Origin of the sequence: Candidatus Propionivibrio aalborgensis (genome assembly GCF_900089945.1) — a bacterium.
Classification (GTDB): domain Bacteria; phylum Pseudomonadota; class Gammaproteobacteria; order Burkholderiales; family Rhodocyclaceae; genus Propionivibrio; species Propionivibrio aalborgensis.
Genome location: NZ_FLQY01000399.1, coordinates 1 through 21510 on the forward strand (window position 1 = coordinate 1; position 21510 = coordinate 21510).

General features: G+C 57.7%; 24 protein-coding genes, 1 tRNA gene and 1 pseudogene. 18 read left to right on the forward strand and 8 right to left on the reverse strand.

The genetic code is table 11. From position 1 onward, the window contains the following. The 3 genes and pseudogenes from PROAA_RS18250 to PROAA_RS18260 all read right to left on the reverse strand — a co-directional run. A pseudogene (locus tag PROAA_RS18250) lies at positions 1 to 302 on the reverse strand (radical SAM protein); the annotation flags it as partial. After that, entirely contained in the window at positions 299 to 1057 is a 759-nt protein-coding gene (locus tag PROAA_RS18255) for a prolipoprotein diacylglyceryl transferase (RefSeq protein ID WP_186412718.1), read from the reverse strand. The gene PROAA_RS18255 and the pseudogene PROAA_RS18250, both read right to left, overlap by 4 nt. Positions 1058 to 1060: 3 nt before the next feature. Continuing rightward, entirely contained in the window at positions 1061 to 1351 is a 291-nt protein-coding gene (locus PROAA_RS18260; RefSeq protein WP_186412719.1) for a hypothetical protein, read from the reverse strand. A 242-nt stretch (positions 1352 to 1593) separates the two neighbouring features. On the opposite strand from PROAA_RS18260, the gene PROAA_RS18265 reads away from it, so the two are divergent. The 3 genes from PROAA_RS18265 (at position 1594) to PROAA_RS18275 (ending at position 4295) form a co-directional block, all read left to right on the forward strand. Beyond that, positions 1594 to 2166: a response regulator gene (locus PROAA_RS18265; RefSeq protein WP_186412720.1), complete on the forward strand. Its 573-nt coding sequence runs from the start codon at positions 1594 to 1596 to the stop codon at positions 2164 to 2166. A 113-nt stretch (positions 2167 to 2279) separates the two neighbouring features. Then, positions 2280 to 3389, forward strand: a complete 1110-nt coding sequence (gene mnmL / locus PROAA_RS18270) for a tRNA modification radical SAM protein MnmL/YtqA (RefSeq protein WP_186412721.1) — start codon at positions 2280 to 2282, stop codon at positions 3387 to 3389. A gap of 24 nt (positions 3390 to 3413) precedes the next feature. Continuing rightward, on the forward strand, positions 3414 to 4295 hold the full coding sequence (locus PROAA_RS18275) for an FHA domain-containing protein (protein ID WP_186412722.1): 882 nt from the start codon (positions 3414 to 3416) through the stop codon (positions 4293 to 4295). Between the two features lie 183 nt (positions 4296 to 4478). Here PROAA_RS18275 and PROAA_RS18280 read toward each other — a convergent pair whose 3' ends face one another. The 3 genes from PROAA_RS18280 to PROAA_RS18290 form a co-directional block, all read right to left on the reverse strand. After that, positions 4479 to 4751, reverse strand: coding sequence for a hypothetical protein (locus PROAA_RS18280; protein WP_186412723.1), 273 nt, complete (start codon positions 4749 to 4751; stop codon positions 4479 to 4481). Positions 4752 to 5080: 329 nt separating this feature from the next. Beyond that, on the reverse strand, positions 5081 to 5302 hold the full coding sequence (locus tag PROAA_RS18285; RefSeq protein ID WP_186412724.1) for a YMGG-like glycine zipper-containing protein: 222 nt from the start codon (positions 5300 to 5302) through the stop codon (positions 5081 to 5083). 12 nt (positions 5303 to 5314) lie between these two features. After that, the gene (locus PROAA_RS18290; protein WP_222102364.1) at positions 5315 to 5710 is read right to left on the reverse strand and encodes a hypothetical protein; all 396 of its coding nucleotides are present in this window, start codon (positions 5708 to 5710) and stop codon (positions 5315 to 5317) included. A gap of 179 nt (positions 5711 to 5889) precedes the next feature. Between PROAA_RS18290 and PROAA_RS18295 the strand changes: the two genes are divergently transcribed. The 3 genes from PROAA_RS18295 (at position 5890) to PROAA_RS18305 (ending at position 6799) form a co-directional block, all read left to right on the forward strand. After that, the gene (locus PROAA_RS18295) at positions 5890 to 6027 is read left to right on the forward strand and encodes a hypothetical protein (RefSeq protein ID WP_186412745.1); all 138 of its coding nucleotides are present in this window, start codon (positions 5890 to 5892) and stop codon (positions 6025 to 6027) included. Next, the gene (locus PROAA_RS18300; protein ID WP_222102365.1) at positions 6027 to 6248 is read left to right on the forward strand and encodes a DUF3820 family protein; all 222 of its coding nucleotides are present in this window, start codon (positions 6027 to 6029) and stop codon (positions 6246 to 6248) included. The genes PROAA_RS18295 and PROAA_RS18300 overlap by 1 nt, the downstream gene beginning before the upstream one ends. A 305-nt stretch (positions 6249 to 6553) precedes the next feature. After that, positions 6554 to 6799 carry a hypothetical protein gene (locus tag PROAA_RS18305; RefSeq protein WP_186412725.1) on the forward strand — a complete coding sequence of 82 codons (246 nt, stop codon included), beginning with the start codon at positions 6554 to 6556 and terminating at the stop codon, positions 6797 to 6799. Positions 6800 to 7280: 481 nt separating this feature from the next. Here PROAA_RS18305 and PROAA_RS18310 read toward each other — a convergent pair. Further along, a tRNA-Met gene (locus tag PROAA_RS18310) sits at positions 7281 to 7357 on the reverse strand. A 90-nt stretch (positions 7358 to 7447) separates the two neighbouring features. On the opposite strand from PROAA_RS18310, the gene PROAA_RS18315 reads away from it, so the two are divergent. The 12 genes from PROAA_RS18315 (at position 7448) to PROAA_RS18370 (ending at position 18728) form a co-directional block, all read left to right on the forward strand. Next, positions 7448 to 7804 (forward strand): hypothetical protein, encoded by a 357-nt coding sequence (locus PROAA_RS18315; protein ID WP_186412726.1) that lies wholly within the window; start codon positions 7448 to 7450, stop codon positions 7802 to 7804. Between the two features lie 9 nt (positions 7805 to 7813). Continuing rightward, a complete protein-coding gene (gene miaB, locus PROAA_RS18320) occupies positions 7814 to 9157 on the forward strand; it encodes a tRNA (N6-isopentenyl adenosine(37)-C2)-methylthiotransferase MiaB (RefSeq protein WP_186412727.1) in 1344 nt (447 codons plus the stop codon). A gap of 29 nt (positions 9158 to 9186) precedes the next feature. Beyond that, positions 9187 to 10176, forward strand: coding sequence for a PhoH family protein (locus PROAA_RS18325; RefSeq protein ID WP_186412728.1), 990 nt, complete (start codon positions 9187 to 9189; stop codon positions 10174 to 10176). Continuing rightward, positions 10173 to 10634 (forward strand): rRNA maturation RNase YbeY, encoded by a 462-nt coding sequence (gene ybeY / locus PROAA_RS18330; RefSeq protein ID WP_186412729.1) that lies wholly within the window; start codon positions 10173 to 10175, stop codon positions 10632 to 10634. Before PROAA_RS18325 ends, ybeY begins: the two co-directional genes overlap by 4 nt. A 3-nt stretch (positions 10635 to 10637) precedes the next feature. Continuing rightward, entirely contained in the window at positions 10638 to 11480 is an 843-nt protein-coding gene (locus PROAA_RS18335) for a CorC family transporter (RefSeq protein WP_186412730.1), read from the forward strand. After that, positions 11481 to 13031, forward strand: coding sequence for an apolipoprotein N-acyltransferase (gene lnt / locus PROAA_RS18340; RefSeq protein WP_245664350.1), 1551 nt, complete (start codon positions 11481 to 11483; stop codon positions 13029 to 13031). It begins immediately after the preceding gene. A gap of 30 nt (positions 13032 to 13061) precedes the next feature. Continuing rightward, complete coding sequence (locus tag PROAA_RS18345) at positions 13062 to 13520, forward strand: bacteriohemerythrin (RefSeq protein WP_186412731.1); 459 nt, start codon at positions 13062 to 13064, stop codon at positions 13518 to 13520. Between the two features lie 188 nt (positions 13521 to 13708). Continuing rightward, on the forward strand, positions 13709 to 14614 hold the full coding sequence (glyQ, locus tag PROAA_RS18350) for a glycine--tRNA ligase subunit alpha (protein WP_186412732.1): 906 nt from the start codon (positions 13709 to 13711) through the stop codon (positions 14612 to 14614). Beyond that, on the forward strand, positions 14611 to 16710 hold the full coding sequence (glyS, locus tag PROAA_RS18355; RefSeq protein WP_186412733.1) for a glycine--tRNA ligase subunit beta: 2100 nt from the start codon (positions 14611 to 14613) through the stop codon (positions 16708 to 16710). Before glyQ ends, glyS begins: the two co-directional genes overlap by 4 nt. Further along, positions 16707 to 17243, forward strand: a complete 537-nt coding sequence (gene gmhB / locus PROAA_RS18360; protein ID WP_186412734.1) for a D-glycero-beta-D-manno-heptose 1,7-bisphosphate 7-phosphatase — start codon at positions 16707 to 16709, stop codon at positions 17241 to 17243. Before glyS ends, gmhB begins: the two co-directional genes overlap by 4 nt. After that, positions 17243 to 17986, forward strand: a complete 744-nt coding sequence (locus PROAA_RS18365) for a lysophospholipid acyltransferase family protein (protein ID WP_186412744.1) — start codon at positions 17243 to 17245, stop codon at positions 17984 to 17986. Before gmhB ends, PROAA_RS18365 begins: the two co-directional genes overlap by 1 nt. Beyond that, positions 17970 to 18728, forward strand: a complete 759-nt coding sequence (locus PROAA_RS18370) for a M48 family metallopeptidase (protein WP_186412735.1) — start codon at positions 17970 to 17972, stop codon at positions 18726 to 18728. The genes PROAA_RS18365 and PROAA_RS18370 overlap by 17 nt, the downstream gene beginning before the upstream one ends. Positions 18729 to 18755: 27 nt before the next feature. Here PROAA_RS18370 and PROAA_RS18375 read toward each other — a convergent pair whose 3' ends face one another. Further along, entirely contained in the window at positions 18756 to 21404 is a 2649-nt protein-coding gene (locus tag PROAA_RS18375) for a bifunctional diguanylate cyclase/phosphodiesterase (RefSeq protein WP_186412736.1), read from the reverse strand. Positions 21405 to 21510: the final 106 nt, after the last annotated feature.

The following is a 21510-nucleotide window of genomic DNA, read 5'->3' on the forward strand; positions in this document are numbered from 1 at the left end:
GTCAGGCAGGAATGCTGCATGTGATCGGGGCACAGGCCGCAATCGTACGGGCAACCATAAGTCATTTTGGTATTGAAACGCTCGGGCATTTCCGGCGCCTTCACGTACACCTCGCGCGCCAGCTTGTACCAGGCTGCATCGTCGCTGATCAGCACCCGCTCGGTGCCGTGCGCCGGGCACCATTTTTCCAGAAAGACCGAGCCATCCTTGATAAGTATCTTGGCTTCGACGGCATGCAGGCAGGTCGAGCATACGGAGGAGGTCGTGTCGTAAAAGAGATAGGGGCGATTCTTGCGGCTCACGATTCCGCTTTCAGAGGAAACAATCGAATCCCGCGCCAGTTGGAAACGACTAGAGGCAGATAGATCAGCAGGGCCAGAATACAGACGATCTGGATACCCGACAGACCACCGGGAAATTCATACGGCACCGGCTTGAGAAAATCGACCAGCAGACGCCATAGCAAATAGGCGCTCAGCATCAGTTTGAACAGCAGCCCCGGCGTTTGTCCCAGCGTCGGTCTCAATCGGCGCAGCCACACCCAGAGCAATCCCGCGAAAACGATTTCGTACAGTTGCGTCGGGTGGCGCGCAACGCCGTCGCCGAAATCGATTCCCCACGGCAGGCTGGTCGCCACACCATACGTGCCGTCGGACAATCCGGCGAGAAAGCAGCCGACGCGCCCGATCATCAGGCCGAGCAATACCGGAAAAACGAAGTCGTCGCCGGTTGACCGCGTTATCCCGGTCAGCTTCTTCGCCAGCTCGACGCCGAGCAGGCCGCCGAGCAAGCCGCCGACCATCGATTGTCCAGCCAGCAGCACGGCCGGCTGGTCCCAGTACCGCGGTAGCAAGTGCGGGAACTCGGCCCAGAAGACGAGCTTGTTGCCGAGTGCGGCGCCGAATACACAACCGAGCACGACGCCGAAATCCTTGCCCGTAAGCAAGCCCGGAGCGCCCGCCCGGCGTCGCAGGATGCGGTAATACTGAGCGCCGACAAACAGCGCCAGCGCCTCAAAAACCGGATGCGCCAGCGGATAGGCCGTATCAAGACGCACGGGTTACTCGCCCTCCCCGGCGCCCGCCCGACCGACGCGCTGTTGCTCTTCGGCTGCCTGTGCCTGTGCCTGTGCTGCAGAGCTTTTTCGAATGATTCGCAACGCTGCCCAGAAGGTAATGCACCCGATCAGGAGTGCCGCCAGACCGACGCCAACGAAGATGACCCCGTAACCTCCGGAGCGTTCGAATAGTGGCATGACAACACAGAAACCACCGCCGAGAATCAATGCGAAACCGATCAGTAGCAGGAAAATCTTGATCATCCAGAAGATGACATTACCGAACGTTTCCATCCAAGCCCCCCGGGTTGTGATGCTTCATTATCTAAGCTCGCTGTCGCAAGGCAGCCGAGCGGAATGGTACAAGGCGAATGCTGCAAAGGGAACCCCGCTCCCGTGTCGGGCCAATCATCGATGTCGTGCAAGGTAGTGAAGGTTTTCCGCAGGCAATTCATCTATACTGGCGACCTTGGGGTGGCGAGGCGATCTGACGTAATTCAGGGCTACGCCACGTGCTTGATCGAAAGGCAGGACTCATGGGCATTTTCACGCAGTTCCGATCAATTCTCGGCAAGACCGAAGACGAAACCAGACAGCAATCCGTGCCGCCCAAGGCCGATTTCGCGCCTTCTGCGCCGGTAGAGCGGCGCAGCCGGAAACGCCTCAACACGCACAAAGACAGGCGTGTGCTCATCATCGACGATTCAGCGACGATTGTTGCTGCGCTCAGAAAAATGCTGCGCTCGGCAGGCTGCGTTACCCTGGAGGCCATGGATGCCGAAACGGGACTTGAGCTGGTTCGTCAGGAAAAACCCGAACTGGTCTTTCTTGACATCGTGTTGCCCGGCATGAACGGTTTTGCCGCCCTGCGACTGATGCGCCGCGACCCGCTGACGCGGACGATTCCGGTCATTATGATCAGCGGCAACGAACAGGCCACGGAACAGTTCTATGCCAAGCGGATCGGTGCCGACGACTTTATGAAGAAGCCGTTTTCCCGGTTCGAGGTTTTCGCCCGAATCGAAGACCTGATCGAGGCCGACAAATTGCGGCGCATCACACTGAGTTCTGCTGGCGGAGTCCAGGCCGCTGCGACTGCCTCGTCCTGATCGTCTGGGTCACAACAAGCAACCGAAAATCCCAAGATCTCAGGCTTGCAGTCCCGATGAAGCGCATCAGACTCGGGAATCGCGCTCCTGAGCATCATGCAAGCACTCACACAATGAACAATCTCCCTGACGGCGAAGACTGCTTCAACGGCCATCGATACCACGCGTATAACGACTGGGCGAAGCGCGAATACGGCGGTCGCCTGCAAAAGGTCTCGATCGACGCCGGATTCACCTGCCCAAACCGCGATGGTTTGCTCGGTGTCGGCGGCTGCACCTTTTGCAACAACGAAGGTTTCTCGCCCAGCTATCTGCGCGAACAGCGGGACATCGTGACCCAGATCGACACCGGCGTCGAGTTCATGCGTCGACGCTACCCCAGAACCAAGGGGTTCGTTGCCTACTTCCAGAGCTATTCGAACACCTACCGTGATCTCGAAGAACTGAAGACGACGTATGACATCGCGCGCTCCCACCCGGATATTTGCGGCATCGTCATTGGCACACGACCCGACTGCCTGCCTGAAGAAACGCTCGATTATCTCGCCGAACTCGCCACCCGTACGATGGTGGAACTCGAGATCGGCATCGAATCCTGCAACGATGAGGTGCTACGCGAATGTCTGCGTGGGCACGACTTCGCCTGCACCCAGGACGCGATCAGACGTGCTGCCGGGCGTGGCTTGTTCATCACCGGGCATCTGCTGCTTGGCTTGCCGCTCGAAAGTCGGGACAGCCTGATTGCCGGGGCCAAGGCACTTTCCACGCTGCCCCTGGATGCGATGAAGTTCCACCAATTGCAGATTCTGCGCGGCACACGACTTGCCAACCAGTATCGCATTTCGCCCGACAGCGTTCCGCTGCTCAATCCCGAAAGTTACCTGGACGCCGTGATTGACATGCTCGAATACCTTCCGCCGAGCGTCAAGATTCAGCGACTGGGCAGCGAGGTTCCGCCGAGTGTGCTCGTCTCGCCCGACTGGGGAATGCGTTTATCGAAGTTTCCGGCGCTGCTCGAATCGCGACTGCAAACCCGAAACACGTGGCAGGGAAAACTTTTTTCTGAAAACGTCAGGAGGATTGGTGCAACCGACGCCATCGCTCACCGCCGATGCCAATCCAGTTCATCAGGTGACCAACGCCATATCTATGGCGTAACTCATACGCTTACGGACAAGCTTGGCGAATACGTTACAATTCAGACTGAAAATACGTCTTCTTGACAAAAAACGCCACAGACCATCGCCATGAACAAAACGCGTAGCAAGTACCTCGTCCATGCCGTGATTCTGAGAACCGGTTTAGCCTCCGCAGAGTTCGATGACGCCAAGGCCGGGCATCCCCTTGAACGGCGCCTGAATCGGCTCGAACGGATCGCCGCCACTTACCGGGGGCGGATAGACGAACGAACCCAGAATGCTTTGGTCATGACCTTTGATACGGCTGATGCGGCGCTGCTCGGCGCGTGCGAGATGCAGCACCGTTGCGCCGTATTGCCGCAGGTCGCCAAGCAGAGACTTGCGTTGCGCATCGGCATCCATCAGGGCCTCATTCGGCAAAGATCGCGGGACGGGGACGACAACACGCGAGAAGTCGCAGTGCGGCTGGCGGTGTCCGATGACGGTATCGTGGCTTCGGAACTCGTCGTGAAATCGCTCAACCCGGATCTTCGAAAACTCACCCGCCCATTTGAAGACACCCCTGTCGAGATCGCAGCGTACAAGGTCGATTGGCGACGTGAGATTCCGTCCGCCGCGTTTGGCGGGGAGTCGTTCTGGCCGGCCAACATGACGTCCCATCCGGCCGAACCGTATCTGCTGCTACACCATGGCCTGAAAACCATAGAAGCGACTCAGGAAAACCCCCTGGTCACGGTCGGCCGCGACCCGGCTTGCGATCTGGTTATCGTCGATGTATTCATCTCCCGCAATCATTGCATGATCGAAAGACAGTCCAAATACATCGTACTGACGGACACGAGCACCAATGGCACGTCCGTTTTGCCGGATACCGGCGAGGAGTTCCTGGTCAAGAACAGCTTCGTCGTTCTCAAAGGCAAAGGGCTGCTGTTCTTCGGGAGGCCATTCAAAGGCGAGCGGCGCGGCGCCGTCAGGTTTGAAGTGTACTGAGAGTACTGACACGCCAGACAGCGCACAAACGAAAATGGCCTCCATCGCTGGAGGCCAAGTGATATCAATGTCCCTGCCGTAGTGCTATGAAACTAGCCAAACCGATTGCGAGGTCGAGTACATCTAGCGAGGCACATCTCCCGCGCTTCCCGAAATTTCCGTTTTTTCTGGAACCCGGTACCCCTAAGCCTTGGCTTTATGCTTGGGATGAGTGTGCACAAAGTGCCGGAGAACCATCTTCAGATGCAAAGCCTTCTTCTCGTTGCCAAGCCGCCGCTCTTCCTCGATATCGTCCAGAATAATGCGCTTGATCATCGGAACGCCCTCAGGGCTATGCACCAGATAGCTGCCCAGTTCCAGGGCCACTATTTCAGGTAGGTGCTCGTGCTGGGCCACGGCTTCAATCTCTTCCTCGGTCAAATCGCTCAGTTCGACGCAATCTTCATAGGTCAACATGATAGTGCTCCCCTTTGTTTGCTTGCTGGTTAAAAATTCCGCGGCGCACCGCCGGTACCGCCAAAACGCATGCCAGTCCGAACCGGTCCGTTCCTCACTTGCATATTACCCCAGAAACGATTGTTGAGGCCACCCGACAGGCCCGGAATACGCGCATCGACGCCTAGAACCGATCGAATCTGGAGCCCCCTGCGCTGCCGTGCACGTCCGGTCGCCGAGCTCAAAATGCGGCACAGGCGATCAAGAAAGAAAGAGCCGCTGACGCGGCTCTCCGATAAGCAATCGGCCTTCGCTGAACGGAAAGCCGGATTGCAGTTCAATAGCCACGCCTACTGCTGTTTACCCTTGATATTGCCAATCGTTCCGCCAAGAATGCCGCCGATGGCCGCGCCGGTCCAGCCGCTACCACCCGCTATGGCGGCAATGCCCGCGCCCGCAGCAGCGCCAATCGCCGCTCCACTGACCGTACCCTGCTCGCGCGGGGTCATGTTGGTGCAACCGATAACGGTCAATGCGGCAACAGTCGCCAGAATCAATCCAGTCCTTTTCATCTCTCGCCTCCGTTACTTGGTTTTCTTGAGTCCCGGGACGACCATTTCAAACCAGATCGTCTCGACCACCGGGCGTTGCAACTGATCGGGGTGCGCCGCGTACCACTTGTCAACGGCGGCCAGCGTCGTGTCCAGGGTATGGCCCTTCATCCCCTCGGCCACTTTCGGCGAAAAGTCGCTCATGCTCGCTTTTGGATTGTCTGCTTGAAACGCGACGTCGACCTGAATGGCGTTGGCTAGGCCAACCAGATACGCTTTCTTGACTTCTGGCGCCGATTTCGTCCAGTGGGTACCATCGACCAGCGGTACCTCGGCGGCGCCAACCGTGCCGCAAGTCATCAACACTGCCAGACACGCTGCATACGCGGCCTTTCTGAATTTCAAACCGCTCGATCCGATAGGCATCATGTTCTCCTCCAAAATAGGAAACTTCACACTACCACATGTCAACAAGCGTTTAAAGAAGAGTATTGTCGTACGAAAAAATCGGTAGACTTTCAAGAAATCGCCTGGGATACGGGCACCATGGATGGGCCATACGTGGGCCGTGGCCCAAAATGAAAACGGCCCCCAGCGCTGGAGGTCGCTTGAATGCTGGTGGTGATGTCGCCTGGCTAAAGCAATCGATTTGCGGGGGCCGCAATGTCAAACTCGAAGTCGAGGTCAGGGATGTGCTGTTGCGCTATTCGAAGCACCCGGGCAAGAAGGTCATCAAGGAAGTCTGATGCAGCCTGAGGATCTGGAGTTGCTGGTCACGCGGGAGATGCCATTCGGCAAGCACAAAGGACGGATCATCGCCGACTTGCCGGGCAACTACCTCAACTGGTTTGCTCGCGAGGGATTTCCGCAGGGAGAGATTGGCCGTCTGTTGGCATTGATGCAGGAAATCGATCACAACGGGCTGAAGGACATCCTGGCTCCTCTCCGCCAACGATCAGGTCATTGACGCATGCCCATCGACAACCCGATCGAACCCCCGCAGTTCTTCATGGCAAGATACATCCCGCCAGCCCAGTCAGGTCACCTCGTCGCATCCGATTCTTCGGTCCTTCGCGATGAATTGAGATCGGGATGCATGCGCACGGAGCGTAATGCCAAAACCTGGGCCAGGCGAATGAGGCGAATGGAACTATTGCGCGTGAAGATCGAAGGCGATGGTCTCGGGTAGATCATTCGTCTTATGCCCTGAGAAATGCAAGAAGTGTTGAATAGTTCCTCGGTTGTCTGACCCACCTCGGCTAGAGTGCTGGCATGCCAAAGCAGATTCCACCTCCAACCCCCGAAATCAACCGCCTCCGAGCCGCAGCAGCCATGGTCGCGATCATTGAGTCAGAGTTGTTGGCGTCAAAACTCTCCATGGAACGTGCTGCACTCATGGCATCGTTTTGTGAATGGGCGGCCGAACGCCCCTCGGACGATCCATACGTGGTCAAGCTAGCAGAAACCGTGGGGGGCGGCCTGAGGCGCATCAAGATGGCAATGTCTTCCGCAAACTGAATCGTCTCGGCTATTCGCCTTATGTTGTTTCGGCAAAGCTCAACTGATTCATGGCTCTTCCATTCTGAATCGCTCCGAATCAGTTTTTGGACGACTGCGAACCCGAGCAAGAAGGAATAATGCGGGTCGCATGAACGCCACCCTTTGGAAAACGAAGGACAGATAGAACCTCATCCAAGGGTAGCTTCAAGGTTATGTCACTCTTGGCAGATAAAATATCGGGGGAAGCTCGGAATTCAGGTGGAAGTGTTTTTCAACCACCGAACCGGATCCAAAAATAGATGATAGGGTTCGAACCATCTCAAAGGCACTCTTGGTTCATGATTTTTGGATTTTGCCCGCACCCTTATGTCCCTCGATGAGACTTCCAGCCCATTTGGTCCATAGGTCAAAATGATGATTTTTGACGAAACTCGTGGGCCATGGATGGGCCATGGCCCAAAATGAAAACGGCCCCCATCGCTGGAGGCCGCATGAATACTGGTGGTGATGGGCAGAATTGAACTGCCGACCTATGGGTTATGAATCCATCGCTCTAACCAACTGAGCTACATCACCGTGCAGGGCGCGAGATTATAGAGTTTGGAGCGGCGACCGGTCAAGTTTCTGCGGCCACACAAGGCGTGCAAGCTTGTCTATAATGGGGCCATGCCGATTCCTGCCTCACTTATCGCCTCCATTATCAGCGCCATAATCGAAACTGCGTCGCAGAGCGCTGCACGCAATCCGGCGCAATACGAGATTTATGCCACGACGCGCACGCTGCCGCCCGAAGCCAAGATGGGCGTCATGCTGCCCCCACTGGGTGACGGCCGCGTGGTAATCGATGGAAACACGATGCGCCTGTCGCCTACAGCCCAATTCCGGAGTCAAAAGAACCTGATCGTCATGACGATGAGTATCCAGAATCCGTCAGACGTTGTTTACCTCACCGATGCATCCGGCCTGGTTTATCGCGTCTGGATGATCAGCCCGGCCGAAGCCTCGGCACATCCAAAAAACTGAACAGTAGATATGTCAAAAAGACTGTTCATCCGCACCTTCGGGTGCCAGATGAACGAGTACGATTCGGACAAGATGGCCGATGTGCTCGCCGCTTCCGAAGATATCGTCAAGACCGACAGGCCTGAAGACGCCGATATCATTCTTTTCAACACCTGTTCGGTGCGCGAAAAGGCGCAGGAGCGTGTTTTCCACGACCTCGGACGGGTGCGGCTTCTGAAGCAATCGAATCCCGATCTAGTGATCGGTGTCGGTGGTTGTGTTGCCAGCCAGGAGGGCGCGGCAATTGTTGCCCGCGCACCCTATGTCGACGTCGTTTTCGGCCCGCAGACCCTGCATCGCCTGCCGCAATTGATTGCAGAGCGGCGCCGTCTGGGCAAGTCGCAAGTCGATATCTCTTTCCCTGAAATCGAAAAATTTGACAGCCTGCCGCCGGCCAAGGTCGAAGGCGCGTCGGCCTTTGTCTCGATCATGGAGGGCTGCAGCAAATACTGTACTTTCTGCATTGTTCCCTACACACGTGGCGAGGAGGTTTCACGCCCCTTCGATGACATTCTGACCGAAGTGGCCGGTCTGGCCGCGCAGGGTGTCAAGGAGATCACGTTTCTCGGGCAGAACGTGAATGCCTTCCGCGGCGCAATGGCGTCTCGCGAAGCGGATTCCGGCGAAGTCGCCGACCTCGCGCTGCTCATCGAATATGTCGCGGAAATTCCCGGTATAGAGCGCATCCGTTACACAACTTCGCACCCTCGTGAAGTTTCGCAGCGTCTGATCGATGTTTACGCCACCGTACCGAAACTGGTTTCGCATCTGCATTTGCCAGTTCAATCCGGCTCGGACCGGGTACTGGCAGCAATGAAGCGTGGGCATACTGCGATCGAGTACAAAAGCATCGTGCGCAAACTGCGTACCGCGCGCCCCGATCTGTCCTTGTCATCCGATTTCATCGTCGGCTTCCCCGGCGAAACGGCTGAGGATTTCGAGAAAACGATGGCGCTGATCGATGACGTCGGCTTCGACGCTTCCTTCTCTTTTCTATACAGCCCCCGCCCAGGCACACCGGCTGCAGAGCTACGCGACGATACACCGCATGAAGTTCGGCTCGAACGCCTGATGCGACTGCAAAAGCGTATCGACGAGCTGGCGCAGATCGTCTCGCAATCGATGGTCGGCAGTATCCAACGCGTCCTGGTCGAGGGTTTGTCGAAGAAGGACAAAACCGAGCTTGCTGGACGTACCGATAACAACCGCGTCGTTAACTTCACCGGCGATCCCCGGCTGGTACACCAATTTCTCGACCTGCGCATCATCTCGGTAGCGCCACATTCGCTGCGAGGCGAAATCGTGAGTTCGTGAGTTCCTGACCAAGATATCATCCCGGAAACATGAGCGCCAAAACCACAGCAAAACCCAGAGCCGTCGAACTGTTGCTCTCGCCCGTCAACAATACACACCTCGCCAATCTGTGCGGCGCGCTCGACGAGAATCTGCGCCAGATCGAAACCGCGCTCGATGTTTCCATCGCTCGCCGCGGCGAACGTTTCACACTGCGCGGCGAATCGATACAGACAGCGCGCGCTTCCGAAGCCCTGCAACGGTTTTACGCACTGGCCAAGGACACTCTTTCGGTCGACGAGATCCAGCTTGGACTGATCGAGCTGATCAATCGCCCGGCGCGCGGTGATGCGCTCTGCGGCGGCCTGTCGCCGGCGTTGATGACGCGCAAGACGGAGCTTCACGGACGCACGCCGCGCCAGGTCGAATACCTCAAGCATATTCAGGAACACGACATCACTTTTGGCACCGGGCCGGCCGGCACCGGAAAAACGTATCTGGCGGTAGCTTCGGCTGTTGACGCTATCGAGCGTGAGCTGGTGCAGCGCATCGTATTGACTCGCCCAGCAGTCGAAGCCGGCGAGCGGCTCGGCTTCCTGCCCGGCGATCTGGCGCAAAAGGTCGACCCCTACCTGCGTCCGCTTTACGACGCGCTCTACGATCTGATGGGCTTTGACCGGGTGGCCAAGCTTTTCGAGCGCGGTGCCATCGAAATAGCACCGCTCGCCTATATGCGCGGCCGCACCTTGAACCATGCCTTCATCATTCTCGACGAGGCGCAGAACACCACGCCCGAGCAGATGAAGATGTTCCTCACGCGCATCGGCATCGGCGCCAAGGCCGTGGTCACCGGCGACGTGACGCAGATTGATCTGCAACGTGGCCAGAAGAGCGGGCTGATCGAAGCGCGTCAGATACTCAAGGACGTGCGCGGCATCGCCTTCACCGAATTCCAGAAGGAAGACGTTGTCCGCCATCCGCTGGTCGCCCGCATCGTCTCCGCCTATGAATCGCACACCAGCTCGCTGGAAGGCAAATGACCAGCAGGCGTCTCAACCTTTCCGTTCAATACGTATGCAAGAAAGCAGGATTGCCTTTGCGTCCGCTGGTTCGCGCCTGTGCTCGAGCCGCCTTGAATGTCAATGGCGTGCGCGGCGGACAGATCACTGTGCGCTTTGTCGGCAGCGAAGAAGGACAATTGCTGAATCGTGACTTCCGCGGCAAGGACTACGCGACCAACGTGCTGTCCTTCCCCTACGCCACCGAGCCGATTGTGTGCGGTGACATCGTCATCTGTACGCCGGTGGTCGAGCGCGAAGCTGGCGAACAGGGCAAAGCTACTGAAGCCCATTATGCTCATCTTATCGTGCATGGTATCTTGCACCTGCAGGGCTACGAACACGAAACCAGCAAGCGGGAAGCTCGCCTGATGGAGCAGCATGAGTGCGCCATTCTGGCCGCGCTCGGATACTCGAATCCCTATTCAGAAAACACCTGACCCATGGACATCAACCCAGTTAACAAACTCGGCTTCTTTGAACGGCTGTCTTCTATGCTCCTGCGCAAGCCGGAGGATAGAGAACAACTCATGGAACTCCTTCATTCGGCCTACGAGCGCAATCTGCTTGACGCCGACGCGTTGTCGATCACCGAAGGCGCGCTCGCTGCCTCCGAAATCAGCGTAAGCGATGTCATGGTGCCGCGATCCCAGATGGAAGTCATCGACATCGACGATCCGCAGAGCGAAATCATTGCCCAGGTCAATCGCACCGCACACTCGCGCTTTCCAGTCATCGACGGAGATCGCGACAACGTCATAGGACTTCTGCTGGCCAAGGATCTCCTGCGCCTGCAGACCGATGTCAAATTCAATCTGCGTGACTGGCTGCGCCCGGCTGTATTCATTCCCGAGTCCAAGCGACTGAACATGCTGCTGCGCGAATTTCGTGTATCGCACAATCACATGGCCGTGGTCGTCGACGAATACGCGAGTGTGTGTGGCCTGATCACCATTGAAGACGTACTCGAACAGATCGTCGGCGACATTGAAGATGAATACGATTTTGACGAGGCTGACGACAACATCCGCCTCGACCATGCCGGGCGTTATCGCGTCAAGGCGCAAACAGGCATCGACGATTTCAATGAGCATTTCGGCACGAATTTCAGCGACGAGGAATGCAATACCGTCGGCGGCCTAATCATGAATCATCTTGGAGTGGTGCCAAAACGCGGTGAGTCCATCGAATTTGGCGGCTTTCTCTTTCAGGTTCTTCGTGCCGACAGTCGCAGGCTCTACACGCTGCTTGTCAGCCCCCTGCCGGACACCGATGAGCCGGCCTGAGTGGTGCCCCCTGTCCCGCGCTTGATCATCGCGCTGCTGCTCGGTGCAGCCAGCGTCCTGGCCTATGCACCGGCGGGCTGGTTCCCACTGATCTGGCTGACGCTGGGCGGCCTGTACATCTTGCTGGACGGACGTGCAAGCGAAAATGGCGGCTCGTTCAAGAACGCGTTCGCTGGCGGACTACTCGGAGCCTCCTTTGGATTCGGTCTGTTCATTGCCGGCGTATCCTGGGTTTATGTCAGTCTGAGCGTTTTCGGCGGCATGCCCGGAGCCATGGCCGCGCTGGCCACTTTTCTATTCTGCTGTGTCCTGTCGATCTTTCCGGCACTTGCGGGCGCCCTTTTTTTCCGCTTCTCGCCGAACGGCTGGTGGCAACGCAGCCTGTATTTTGCGTGCCTGTGGACGCTCTCGGAATGGCTGCGCGGCTGGATCCTTACCGGCTTTCCGTGGCTGGCGGCCGGCTATTCGCAAGCACCACCCAGCCCACTGTCCGGGTTCGCCCCGGTACTCGGCGTCTATGGCCTTACTCTGCTGACGGCCCTGCTCGCGACACTGATCGGCGAGGTATTCCGGCGCTGGATTTCGGTTGAACCCCGCCCCGGCTCTCGCAACACATTGACAAAACCGCCACGCTGGCGCCCGGCAATTCAGATACTGATTGTTGTGTTGTTGCTTGCCGCTGGCAATGCCTTGCGCGACGTGCGCTGGACGTCACCGAAGGGTGAGTCGCTGAGCGTCGCACTGCTGCAAGGCAATGTTGCGCAGGACATGAAATGGCGGCCCGAGAAATTCAGCGAGTCTCTGCGTATCTACTACCGCCTGGCACTGGAGAATCCGGCGCAACTGACCGTCCTCCCCGAAACGGCACTGCCCGCCTTTCTTGGACAGGTTCCGGGCGAGTACCTCGATGAATTGAAGAGGCTCGCTGAACGCCAGCGAGGCGATATGCTCCTGGGGATCGCCATCGGCGACAGTACACGCTACGCCAACGGCGCCATCAGCCTTGGCCAGTCGGAGGAGCAGCATTACAGCAAGACCCATCTCGTACCCTTTGGTGAATTCGTGCCACCCGGATTTGCCTGGTTCCTGGCCCTGGCCAACATCCCGATGTCGGACTTCACTCCCGGCGCGAAACTGCAGGTGCCGATGAGCATCGCCGGGCAAAAGGTCGCCGTGAATATCTGTTACGAAGACGCCTTCGGTGAGGAAATCATCCGCGCGCTACCCGAAGCCACGCTATTGGTCAATCTTTCCAATGTCGCCTGGTTCGGCGATTCACTGGCACCGGCACAACATCTGCAGATCGCCCAGTTGCGCGCCCTCGAAACAGGCCGCATGATGCTGCGCGCCACCAACACCGGAATGACCGCCATTGTCGACGCAGGCGGCCACGTTCAGAGCGCTCTGAAACCTTTCACCCGTGCTGCATTGCTTGGAGAAGTTCAAGGCTACGAAGGCGCCACGCCCTATGTGCGCTGGGGCAACTGGCCTGTGGTTAGCTTCGCGCTGTTGTTGGCAGCTTTCTTCGGCAGACGTAACGCGGTATCCTGACAAACTAGAAAAACGCGGGAGAATCGCTCCATGGCACTGCTTTCCTGGTCGAACCAGTATTTGATCGGCAACGACCTGATCGATACCGAGCACGAAGAATTGTTTCGTCTGATCAACAACTTCCACTCGCTCTGGATGGAAAAGCAGAATCGTCAGGACATCGCCAGAGTCCTGAATCAGCTGATTGCCTACGCGCAGATGCATTTCCAGCATGAAGAGGTGATCATGGAGGAGGCCGGCTACCCGAAGCTTGCCGAGCGCCAGCAAATCCACGAAGACATGATCGAAAAGATTTTCGAACTGCACACGTCCTACGCCGAAGGCAATCTTCGTCTGGAAATCGAAACCGTGAAGTTCGTTAAATCCTGGCTGCTTGAACATATTCTGGTAAACGACTACACGTTCCGTGATTATCTGGCGCGCAAGCAGAACTCCGGCGAAGAAGCCACTCCAGAAGCAGCACCGCAAGCGGCCGAAGACGCATCCTGAAATCACCGCGTTGCCGGCACTGAGAACAACGCACACTTCCCCACAGTGCTTTAGTAGTGCGGAAAAAGCCGATCTCGATCCCGTACTCCGCAACGCTCTCCAACACCCCGCAAAAGTGTCGAAGCGCCTTCAAGTCAGGCGCAAAACAAAGTAAGATCGACCTTTGCTCAGCGAACACGAAGTCCTTCATGCCAACTTTTCAGGAAGTCATTCTGCGTCTCCAGAATTTCTGGGACAAACAGGGGTGCGCACTGCTCCAGCCCTACGATATCGAAGTCGGCGCCGGCACCTTTCACACCGCCACATTCCTTCGCGCCATCGGCCCGGAACCGTGGAATGCCGCCTACGTGCAGCCATCACGCCGCCCGAAGGATGGCCGCTACGGTGAAAACCCGAACCGTCTGCAGCACTACTACCAGTACCAGGTCGTCCTGAAGCCCTCGCCATCGAATATTCAGGAGCTCTACCTGCAGTCGCTCGAAGCACTGGGCATCGACCTCAAGGAACATGACATCCGCTTCGTCGAGGACGACTGGGAATCGCCCACGCTCGGCGCCTGGGGCCTGGGCTGGGAAGTCTGGCTGGACGGTATGGAAGTGACGCAATTCACCTACTTCCAGGAAGTCGGCTCGCTCGCCTGCAAACCGGTGCTCGGTGAAATCACCTACGGCATCGAACGGCTGGCGATGTACCTGCAGGGCGTTGAAAACGTCTTTGACCTGACCTGGGCCGAAGGGCCGGGGTACCGCGTGACCTATGGTGACGTTTACCACCAGAACGAGGTCGAGCAGTCAAAATACAACTTCGAGCATTCGAATATCGAAATGCTTTTCCGCCACTTCAGCGACCACGAATCCGAAGCCAAGCGGCTGATGGGGCTGGATCTGGCGCTTCCCGCATTCGAGCAAGTCATGAAATGCTCGCACTGTTTCAACCTGCTCGACGCCCGTGGCGCGATTTCGGTCACCGAACGCGCCGCCTACATTGGCCGCGTTCGCGCCTTGGCACGCGAAGTCGCGCAGTCCTACTACAACTCGCGCGAAGCCCTGGGGTTCCCGATGTGCAAGGCAACTGCTGCTGTGGAGGCGATATGAGCAACAGTGTGCTGATCGAGCTGCGTACCGAAGAACTGCCGCCGAAGGCCTTGTCACATCTCGGCGAAGTTTTTAAGGACGAAATATTTAACGGATTGGTGCGCTGCCAGCTCAGCCAGAGGGTGCCGGCAAACGTATCGTGGTTCGCTACACCGCGTAGACTGGCGGTCTCGGTTCGTGAAGTCGAGACGACCGCAGCTGACCGCGTCGAAGAAATGAAACTCATGCCTGTCTCCGTCGCACTCGACGCAAACGGTCAACCGACACAAGCGCTGCGCAAGAAGCTTGAAGCATCAGGCATCCCGGTTTCCGAAATCGCCAAATTTGAGACGCGCATGGACGGCAAAGCTCAGGCGCTGTTCTATAAGGCAACGGTCAAGGGTGTTGATCTCGACGCAGTGCTCGCTGGTATCGTCACGCAGGCGCTCAAAAAACTGCCGATCCAGAAGGTCATGCGCTGGGGCGATTCGGAAGACCAGTTCGTACGCCCGGTTCACAGCCTGATCATGCTGCACGGAACGCGCGTCGTTCCGGGCACGGTGCTTGGACTCACGAGTGGCAACAAGACACTGGGACACCGCTTCCTTTCTTCCGGCGATATCGTCATTGAGAACCCCGAAGAGTACGCAGCGAAGCTTGAAGCCGGAAAGGTCATCGCCTCGTTCGCCGAACGGCGCGCGTCGATTGCCGCGCAGCTCGACGTCAAAGCCGCCGAACTGAACGCGCGCCTGAATCCGGCTGAAGGCCTGCTCGATGAAGTCACCTCGCTGGTCGAATGGCCGGTGGTCTACGTAGGAGAATTCGAGGCCGACTACCTTGAGGTTCCGCAGGAATGCCTGATTCTGACCATGCAGCAAAACCAGAAGTACTTTCCGCTGCTCGATAGCGCGGGCAAGCTGCTGAACAAATTCCTGATCGTCTCCAACATGCAGGTCGATGATCCGACGAACATCATCAGCGGCAATGCGCGTGTGGTTCGTCCCCGCCTGTCGGATGCCCGCTTCTTTTACAATCAGGACCGCAAGCATTCGTTGGCTTCGCGCCTTGACCGTCTGAACAGCGTCGTCTACCACAACAAGCTCGGGTCGGTGCTGCAACGCGTCGATCGCCTCGAAGGCTTGGCCCGGAAGATTGGCATAAGCCTCGGCGCAAACGCCTCCCTTGCCGCGCGCGCGGCGCGACTGGCCAAGGCCGACCTAGTCACCGACATGGTTGGCGAGTTCCCAGAGTTGCAGGGCACCATGGGCCGCTATTACGCGCTTCACGATGGCGAGGACGCGCGCGTTGCCGACGCCGTCGAGAGCCACTATCAGCCGCGCTTTGCCGGCGATGTGTTGCCGCAAGGCAGCATTGCCTGCGCCACCGCGCTGGCTGACAAGCTCGATGCCCTGGCGGGTTTCTTCGGAATTGGCCAGATCCCGACCGGCGACAAGGACCCCTTCGGACTGCGCCGTGCCGCGCTTGGTATCCTGCGCATCCTGATGGAATCACCATTGCCCCTCGATTTACGGGAGCTTCTCGCCGATGCTGCTTCCGGCTTCGAGCCCGGCCAACTGTTGCTGACCGACGGCCTTCCTCCGGGTCTTGAGGACTTCATGCTTGATCGTCTTCGCGGTCTGCTCAGGGACGCGGGTTACGCGCAGGATGTAATCGAAGCCGTACTGGTGCAGCGCCCGACGCGGATCGATCTCGTTCCGGCCCGACTCGACGCCGTGCGCTCCTTCCAGGCACTGCCCGAGGCGTTGGCGCTGGCTGCGGCCAACAAGCGTATCGGAAACATCCTGAAGAAAGCCGAATCTGCCGGTGGTGAAAGATTTTCCAAACCCGATTCAGCCCTGCTGCAGGAAGATGCCGAGAAGGCACTTTACCAACGGGTTCAGGAGATATCCCCGGTGGTCGAATCACACGTCGACAATGAAGCGTATGCCGACGCCCTCCAGGCGCTGGCCTCGGTTCGTGTCGAGGTCGATCATTTCTTTGACAAGGTGATGGTCAACGTTGATGATTCCAGTGTACGGGCCAATCGTCTTGGTCTACTCAAGGCATTATTCGACCAACTCAATGCAGTTGCCGACATTTCGAAACTGAGCGTATGAAACTCGTTATCCTCGATCGCGACGGCGTCATCAATTACGACTCGGACCAATTCATAAAGTCGCCGTCGGAGTGGAGACCCATTCCGGGCAGCCTGGAGGCCATCGCCAGACTGTCGCATGACGGCTACCGTGTCGTGGTCGCCTCCAACCAGTCAGGCATCGGTCGCGGCCTGTTCGACATGGACACGCTCAATGCCATTCATGACAAGATGCACCATGCCGTGCAGGACGCCGGTGGGCGCATCAATGCCATATTCTATTGCCCGCATACGGCCGATTCGAAATGCAAATGCCGCAAGCCCAAGACGGGCATGTTCGAACGCATCGGTGCGTGCTTTAACGCCGACCTGAGCAAAGCCTACGTCGTCGGTGATGCCCTGCGCGACCTGAACCCGGCCTCGCAACTCGGCGCCAGGCCGATACTGGTGCTCACCGGAAAAGGATTGATCACCCAGCGGGAGGACACCTTGCCGGAAGGCACGCTGGTCTTTGCCGATCTTTCCGAAGCGGTCGAACACATTCTGAAATCATGATCGCGTTTCTTCGTTCCACCCTGTTTCTGCTGCTCGCCATACTGATTACCGCCCCCTTCGGTCTGCTCGTCACTCTGGCCGTCGTCTTGCCAATCGCATGCCGTTTTCAACTCATTGCTCTCTGGCGCGCCGGCTTCATGGCCTTGTGCAGGTACGTACTTGGGCTGCGTTATCAGGTCATCGGCAAAGAAAATATCCCGGCAACGCCTTCGGTCATTCTTTCCAAACATCAGTCAGCCTGGGAGACGGTCGGCCTGCAGGCCATCTTTCCGCCGCTGGTCTTTGTCCTGAAAAAGTCACTGCTCATGATTCCGTTCCTTGGCTGGGCATTCGCCGCCGTCAAGATGATCTCGATCGACCGCAGTGCTGGCACTGACGCGCTACGCCAGGTCATCGATCAGGGCCGCGATCGACTCAAGGCCGGGTACTGGGTTGTGATATTTCCGGAAGGGACACGTATTGCCCCCGGAGCGAAACGCCGCTTCAAGCCCGGTGGCGCGCACTTGGCGGTCAGCGCGGGCGCTCCAGCCGTTCCGGTGGCGCACAATGCCGGCGAGTTCTGGGCGAGGAACGCCTTCGTCAAACATCCCGGACTGATCACCGTCAGCATCGGCCCGGCCATTGACCCGGCCGGCAAAACAGCTGCTGAAATCACCACGCTGGCCGAGCAGTGGATCGAAGGCGAAATGCGGCGACTATCGCCACACCGCTACCCGGATACCGCCTGTGCCGTGGCAGGCTGATCTATTCCGGTCCAGCGAAAAACCGCTGGCGCAAAATGAAACGCCGCGAAGAATTGCGCTCGGTGACCGAATCGTTCCTTATGTGCTACGCCGCGCCAAACGACGCACCATTGGTCTGACGATCGACCAGCGCGGCCTGCGCGTGGGCGCACCCCCTCGAGCGTCGCTGAATGAAGTCGAGTCGCTGATTCATCGCCATGGCGACTGGGTAATCCAGAAACTTGATGAATGGCGAAGCCGGCTACGCCCCGAACCCCTGGCGATTGTCGACGGCGTGCAAGTGCCGATGCTCGGCAAGAATCTACAGATCCGTATTGCGACGGGCAATAACCGCGCCGTATGGAACGAACTGGCGGATCCAGTGCTCACGCTTTGCCTGCGCTCGCCGAAGGATGCCGCGCCACAACTTGAAAAAGCCTTGCGCGAAAAGGCGCGCCTGCTGTTTTCCCAACGCCTGCAGCACTTTGCCGCACGGCTCGACGTCCCCGCGCCGCCGCTGGCCCTGTCGTCTGCACGCACGCGTTGGGGCAGTTGCAGTCTTAAGACGGGCATTCGGCTGAACTGGCGGCTGATTCACTTTTCCGAGGACGTAATCGACTACGTTGTGGCGCATGAACTCGCCCATCTACGCGAAATGAACCACGGTGCGCGATTCTGGCGAATCGTTGAACAGATGTACCCGGAGTGCAAGCGAGCCAGAGCCGAGTTGAAGGCGCTTGCAGGCGCAGTCCCGCACTGGTGATTCACCGGATTTGTCGTGCTTTTTCAGTCAGATTCGTAAAGCCTGCTCGACAAACGTTTCGAACTGCGCAGGCGGCAGAGGTCGACTGAAAAGATATCCTTGATAATTCGGGCAACCACTGACGCTCAAGAACGTCAACTGCTCATTCGTTTCCACTCCCTCGGCGATCACTTCCATGCCGAGAGAGCGACTCATCGCGATGATCGCGCGTACGATAGCCGCATCGTTTGCATCAGTCGCAACGTCGCGGACAAATGACTGATCGATCTTCACCTGATCCAGCGGCAAACGCTTGAGGTAGGACAGGGAAGAAAAGCCCGTTCCGAAATCGTCCAGCGAGAAGGTCACTCCGAGTGCCTTGATCTGCAGCATCCGATTGATGACATCTTCAAGGTCTTCCAGAACGACGCTTTCTGTCAATTCGAGCTTCAACAAGCTGGGGTTGGCCCCTGAGCGCTCAAGACTCTCGCGCAACTGTTCGACGAAATCGGGCTGGCGGAATTGGCGAGCGCTGACGTTGATCGCAAGCTTCAGGTGGCACATCGCCGCGTTCTTCGACCATTCGTTCAACTGAGCGCAAGCCGTTTGCATGACCCAAAGGCCGATCGGAATGATGAGGCCGGTCGCTTCCGCCAACGGGATGAACTCCATCGGTGATACGGGAGCCTTGTCGGGCGGCAGCCACCTCAGTAATGCTTCGGCTCCGATAAGCCGCTGTTCATGATCGACCTGCGGCTGATAGAACAGATGAAGCTCGCCTTGTTGCAAACCCTGGCGCAAGGCCGCTTCCATCAACAGGCGCGCTTCGATGAGTTCCTGCATTCTGGATTCAAAGAAGCGTATGGCATTGCGCCCGGCCCCCTTCGCTTGGTAGAGCGCCACATCGGCCTGCTTCAGAAGATCGTCGGTCGAATCCGATTGGCCGAGGAACAGCGTCATACCGATGCTGGCCGTGCTTTGGTAGGGCTGGCCATCTGGCGTGGTCCGGTACGCCTGGTTGAGTGCGTTGCGAATCTTCTCCGCAATCTGCTCCGTTTGGTTCGACGCCAACGCTTCACTTCGTCCCAGATTCTCGACCAACACAACATATTCATCACCCCCGAGACGGGCCACCGTGTCCTCTTTCCGCACGCAGGCTGAAACGAGACGGGCGACCTCGACCAGCAGGCGGTCGCCAACATCGTGACCCTGTGTGTCGTTGATGGCTTTGAAATTGTCGAGATCCAGAATCATCATGGCTCCGTACTCGAGACTACGCTCGCTGGCGAGCAACGCCTGACTGAGTCGGTCGATCAACAAACGACGATTTGGAAGATGGGTCAGTGGGTCGAAATGCGCCAGAGACAAGATCCTTTGCTCTGCCTGTTTGCGCTCGCGGATGTCTCGATACGAGGCGTAAACGTATTGAACGTCTTCGAGATAGAAATTGCTGATACTGACCTCGACGTCAACCAGCGCGCCATCCTTCCGGCGCAACCGCATCTCGATGGTAGCAGGCGTGGACGCAGCCAGCATTTCGGGCAATTTCCTGCCATTCAGCACCTCGGCCGTCCAGCCGACGGCCCACTCGCCAAACTGTAGTGCCAGCAGTTCGTCGCGCGTGTAGCCGAGAACTTCACACAGGCGATTATTGACTTCAACAATCCTGTTCTCCTTGGCATTCCAGATTTGAACGCCGTCGCTGGCAGACTGCAGGTACATCTCGTTTCGGGTGCTCTCGCGCCCCATTGCGTTCAGCAATCGCAGAAACGCTGCGGCGAACAGTTGCGAGAGCAATAGAAACAGGACGGCGGTAGCCAAGGTCTTGTACGCTTCTTCGGTCCAGCCCGCCAGATAGTCCTCGCGGGCCATTCCCGCCCCGATAAGCATCGACGTCCGTTCGATTCGTTTGAAAGAATAAATGCGCTCGAAGCCATCCGCGGCAGCCGCGCGATACGTGGCCGACCGCTCGCCGGTCGCAATCGACTTGCGCGCCGTTTCGGAAACCAGCCGGTTCCCGATCTGGCCCATGGACTTGTTTGGAATCGGCGGAAAGCGGGCAATCAATGCGAGCGAGGCATCCCGAAGATAGATTGTTCCGTGGGTCCCGAGGTCAAACCCCGACAGGAGCAGCGTGATATTGTCGACGACGACGGTAGCGGCCACGATACCCGCGAAACTGCCATCCTTGCTCTCATAGCGCCGCGTAAAATCGAGAACGTACAAGTTTGTGCTGTGATCAATAAGCGGGGTCGCGACCCGCATTTGATTGTCGGCATGGTCTCGGTGGTAGTGGAAACTGTCGTGCTCAGTCCATTTTCCATCAGTCTCTCGGCCGAATACATCACCAAGTACGACAAGACCATTGGCATTAACCACGCGAAATGCTTCGACTTCTGGCAAGCGCAATTCCTGTTTGGCCAGGAAACTTGCCATGGCCTTATCGTCGATTCCTCTTCCGGCGGTTTGTCGTTCGAGTTCATCGGCCACGGTACGCAAGGCAAGATCGATCTTGTCGATATTGTTGGCGACGTTCTTCGCTGCAGCGCTGGCGGCATTCTGCGTAAGCGTTTCGGCACGACTTTCGTATTGCAGGCGGCTTCGATATAGCGAGTAGCCGGAAAGCAGAAACACCGCGATGTTGGCGCAGACCACACTCCAGATCATCAGGCTGCGCAGACGGCGGGTTTGCGTCATGCTTTCCTTTCAAACATGCGATCGCGAGAGATCGTCATCGCCATGCAACACCAGAGCCACATCGGTTTGCGCCCGAGTCGTGGTTCTGGATTGCTCTCGCCAACTT

Coding starts and splice junctions, on each gene's coding strand:
- PROAA_RS18260 (WP_186412719.1), bottom strand. CDS start 1,351: ATGGAAACGTTCGGTAATGTCATCTTCTGGATGATCAAGATTTTCCTG.
- PROAA_RS18265 (WP_186412720.1), top strand. CDS start 1,594: ATGGGCATTTTCACGCAGTTCCGATCAATTCTCGGCAAGACCGAAGAC.
- mnmL (WP_186412721.1), top strand. CDS start 2,280: ATGAACAATCTCCCTGACGGCGAAGACTGCTTCAACGGCCATCGATAC.
- PROAA_RS18275 (WP_186412722.1), top strand. CDS start 3,414: ATGAACAAAACGCGTAGCAAGTACCTCGTCCATGCCGTGATTCTGAGA.
- PROAA_RS18280 (WP_186412723.1), bottom strand. CDS start 4,751: ATGTTGACCTATGAAGATTGCGTCGAACTGAGCGATTTGACCGAGGAA.
- PROAA_RS18285 (WP_186412724.1), bottom strand. CDS start 5,302: ATGAAAAGGACTGGATTGATTCTGGCGACTGTTGCCGCATTGACCGTT.
- PROAA_RS18290 (WP_222102364.1), bottom strand. CDS start 5,710: ATGATGCCTATCGGATCGAGCGGTTTGAAATTCAGAAAGGCCGCGTAT.
- PROAA_RS18300 (WP_222102365.1), top strand. CDS start 6,027: ATGCAGCCTGAGGATCTGGAGTTGCTGGTCACGCGGGAGATGCCATTC.
- PROAA_RS18305 (WP_186412725.1), top strand. CDS start 6,554: ATGCCAAAGCAGATTCCACCTCCAACCCCCGAAATCAACCGCCTCCGA.
- PROAA_RS18315 (WP_186412726.1), top strand. CDS start 7,448: ATGCCGATTCCTGCCTCACTTATCGCCTCCATTATCAGCGCCATAATC.
- miaB (WP_186412727.1), top strand. CDS start 7,814: ATGTCAAAAAGACTGTTCATCCGCACCTTCGGGTGCCAGATGAACGAG.
- PROAA_RS18325 (WP_186412728.1), top strand. CDS start 9,187: ATGAGCGCCAAAACCACAGCAAAACCCAGAGCCGTCGAACTGTTGCTC.
- ybeY (WP_186412729.1), top strand. CDS start 10,173: ATGACCAGCAGGCGTCTCAACCTTTCCGTTCAATACGTATGCAAGAAA.
- PROAA_RS18335 (WP_186412730.1), top strand. CDS start 10,638: ATGGACATCAACCCAGTTAACAAACTCGGCTTCTTTGAACGGCTGTCT.
- PROAA_RS18345 (WP_186412731.1), top strand. CDS start 13,062: ATGGCACTGCTTTCCTGGTCGAACCAGTATTTGATCGGCAACGACCTG.
- glyQ (WP_186412732.1), top strand. CDS start 13,709: ATGCCAACTTTTCAGGAAGTCATTCTGCGTCTCCAGAATTTCTGGGAC.
- glyS (WP_186412733.1), top strand. CDS start 14,611: ATGAGCAACAGTGTGCTGATCGAGCTGCGTACCGAAGAACTGCCGCCG.
- gmhB (WP_186412734.1), top strand. CDS start 16,707: ATGAAACTCGTTATCCTCGATCGCGACGGCGTCATCAATTACGACTCG.
- PROAA_RS18375 (WP_186412736.1), bottom strand. CDS start 21,404: ATGACGCAAACCCGCCGTCTGCGCAGCCTGATGATCTGGAGTGTGGTC.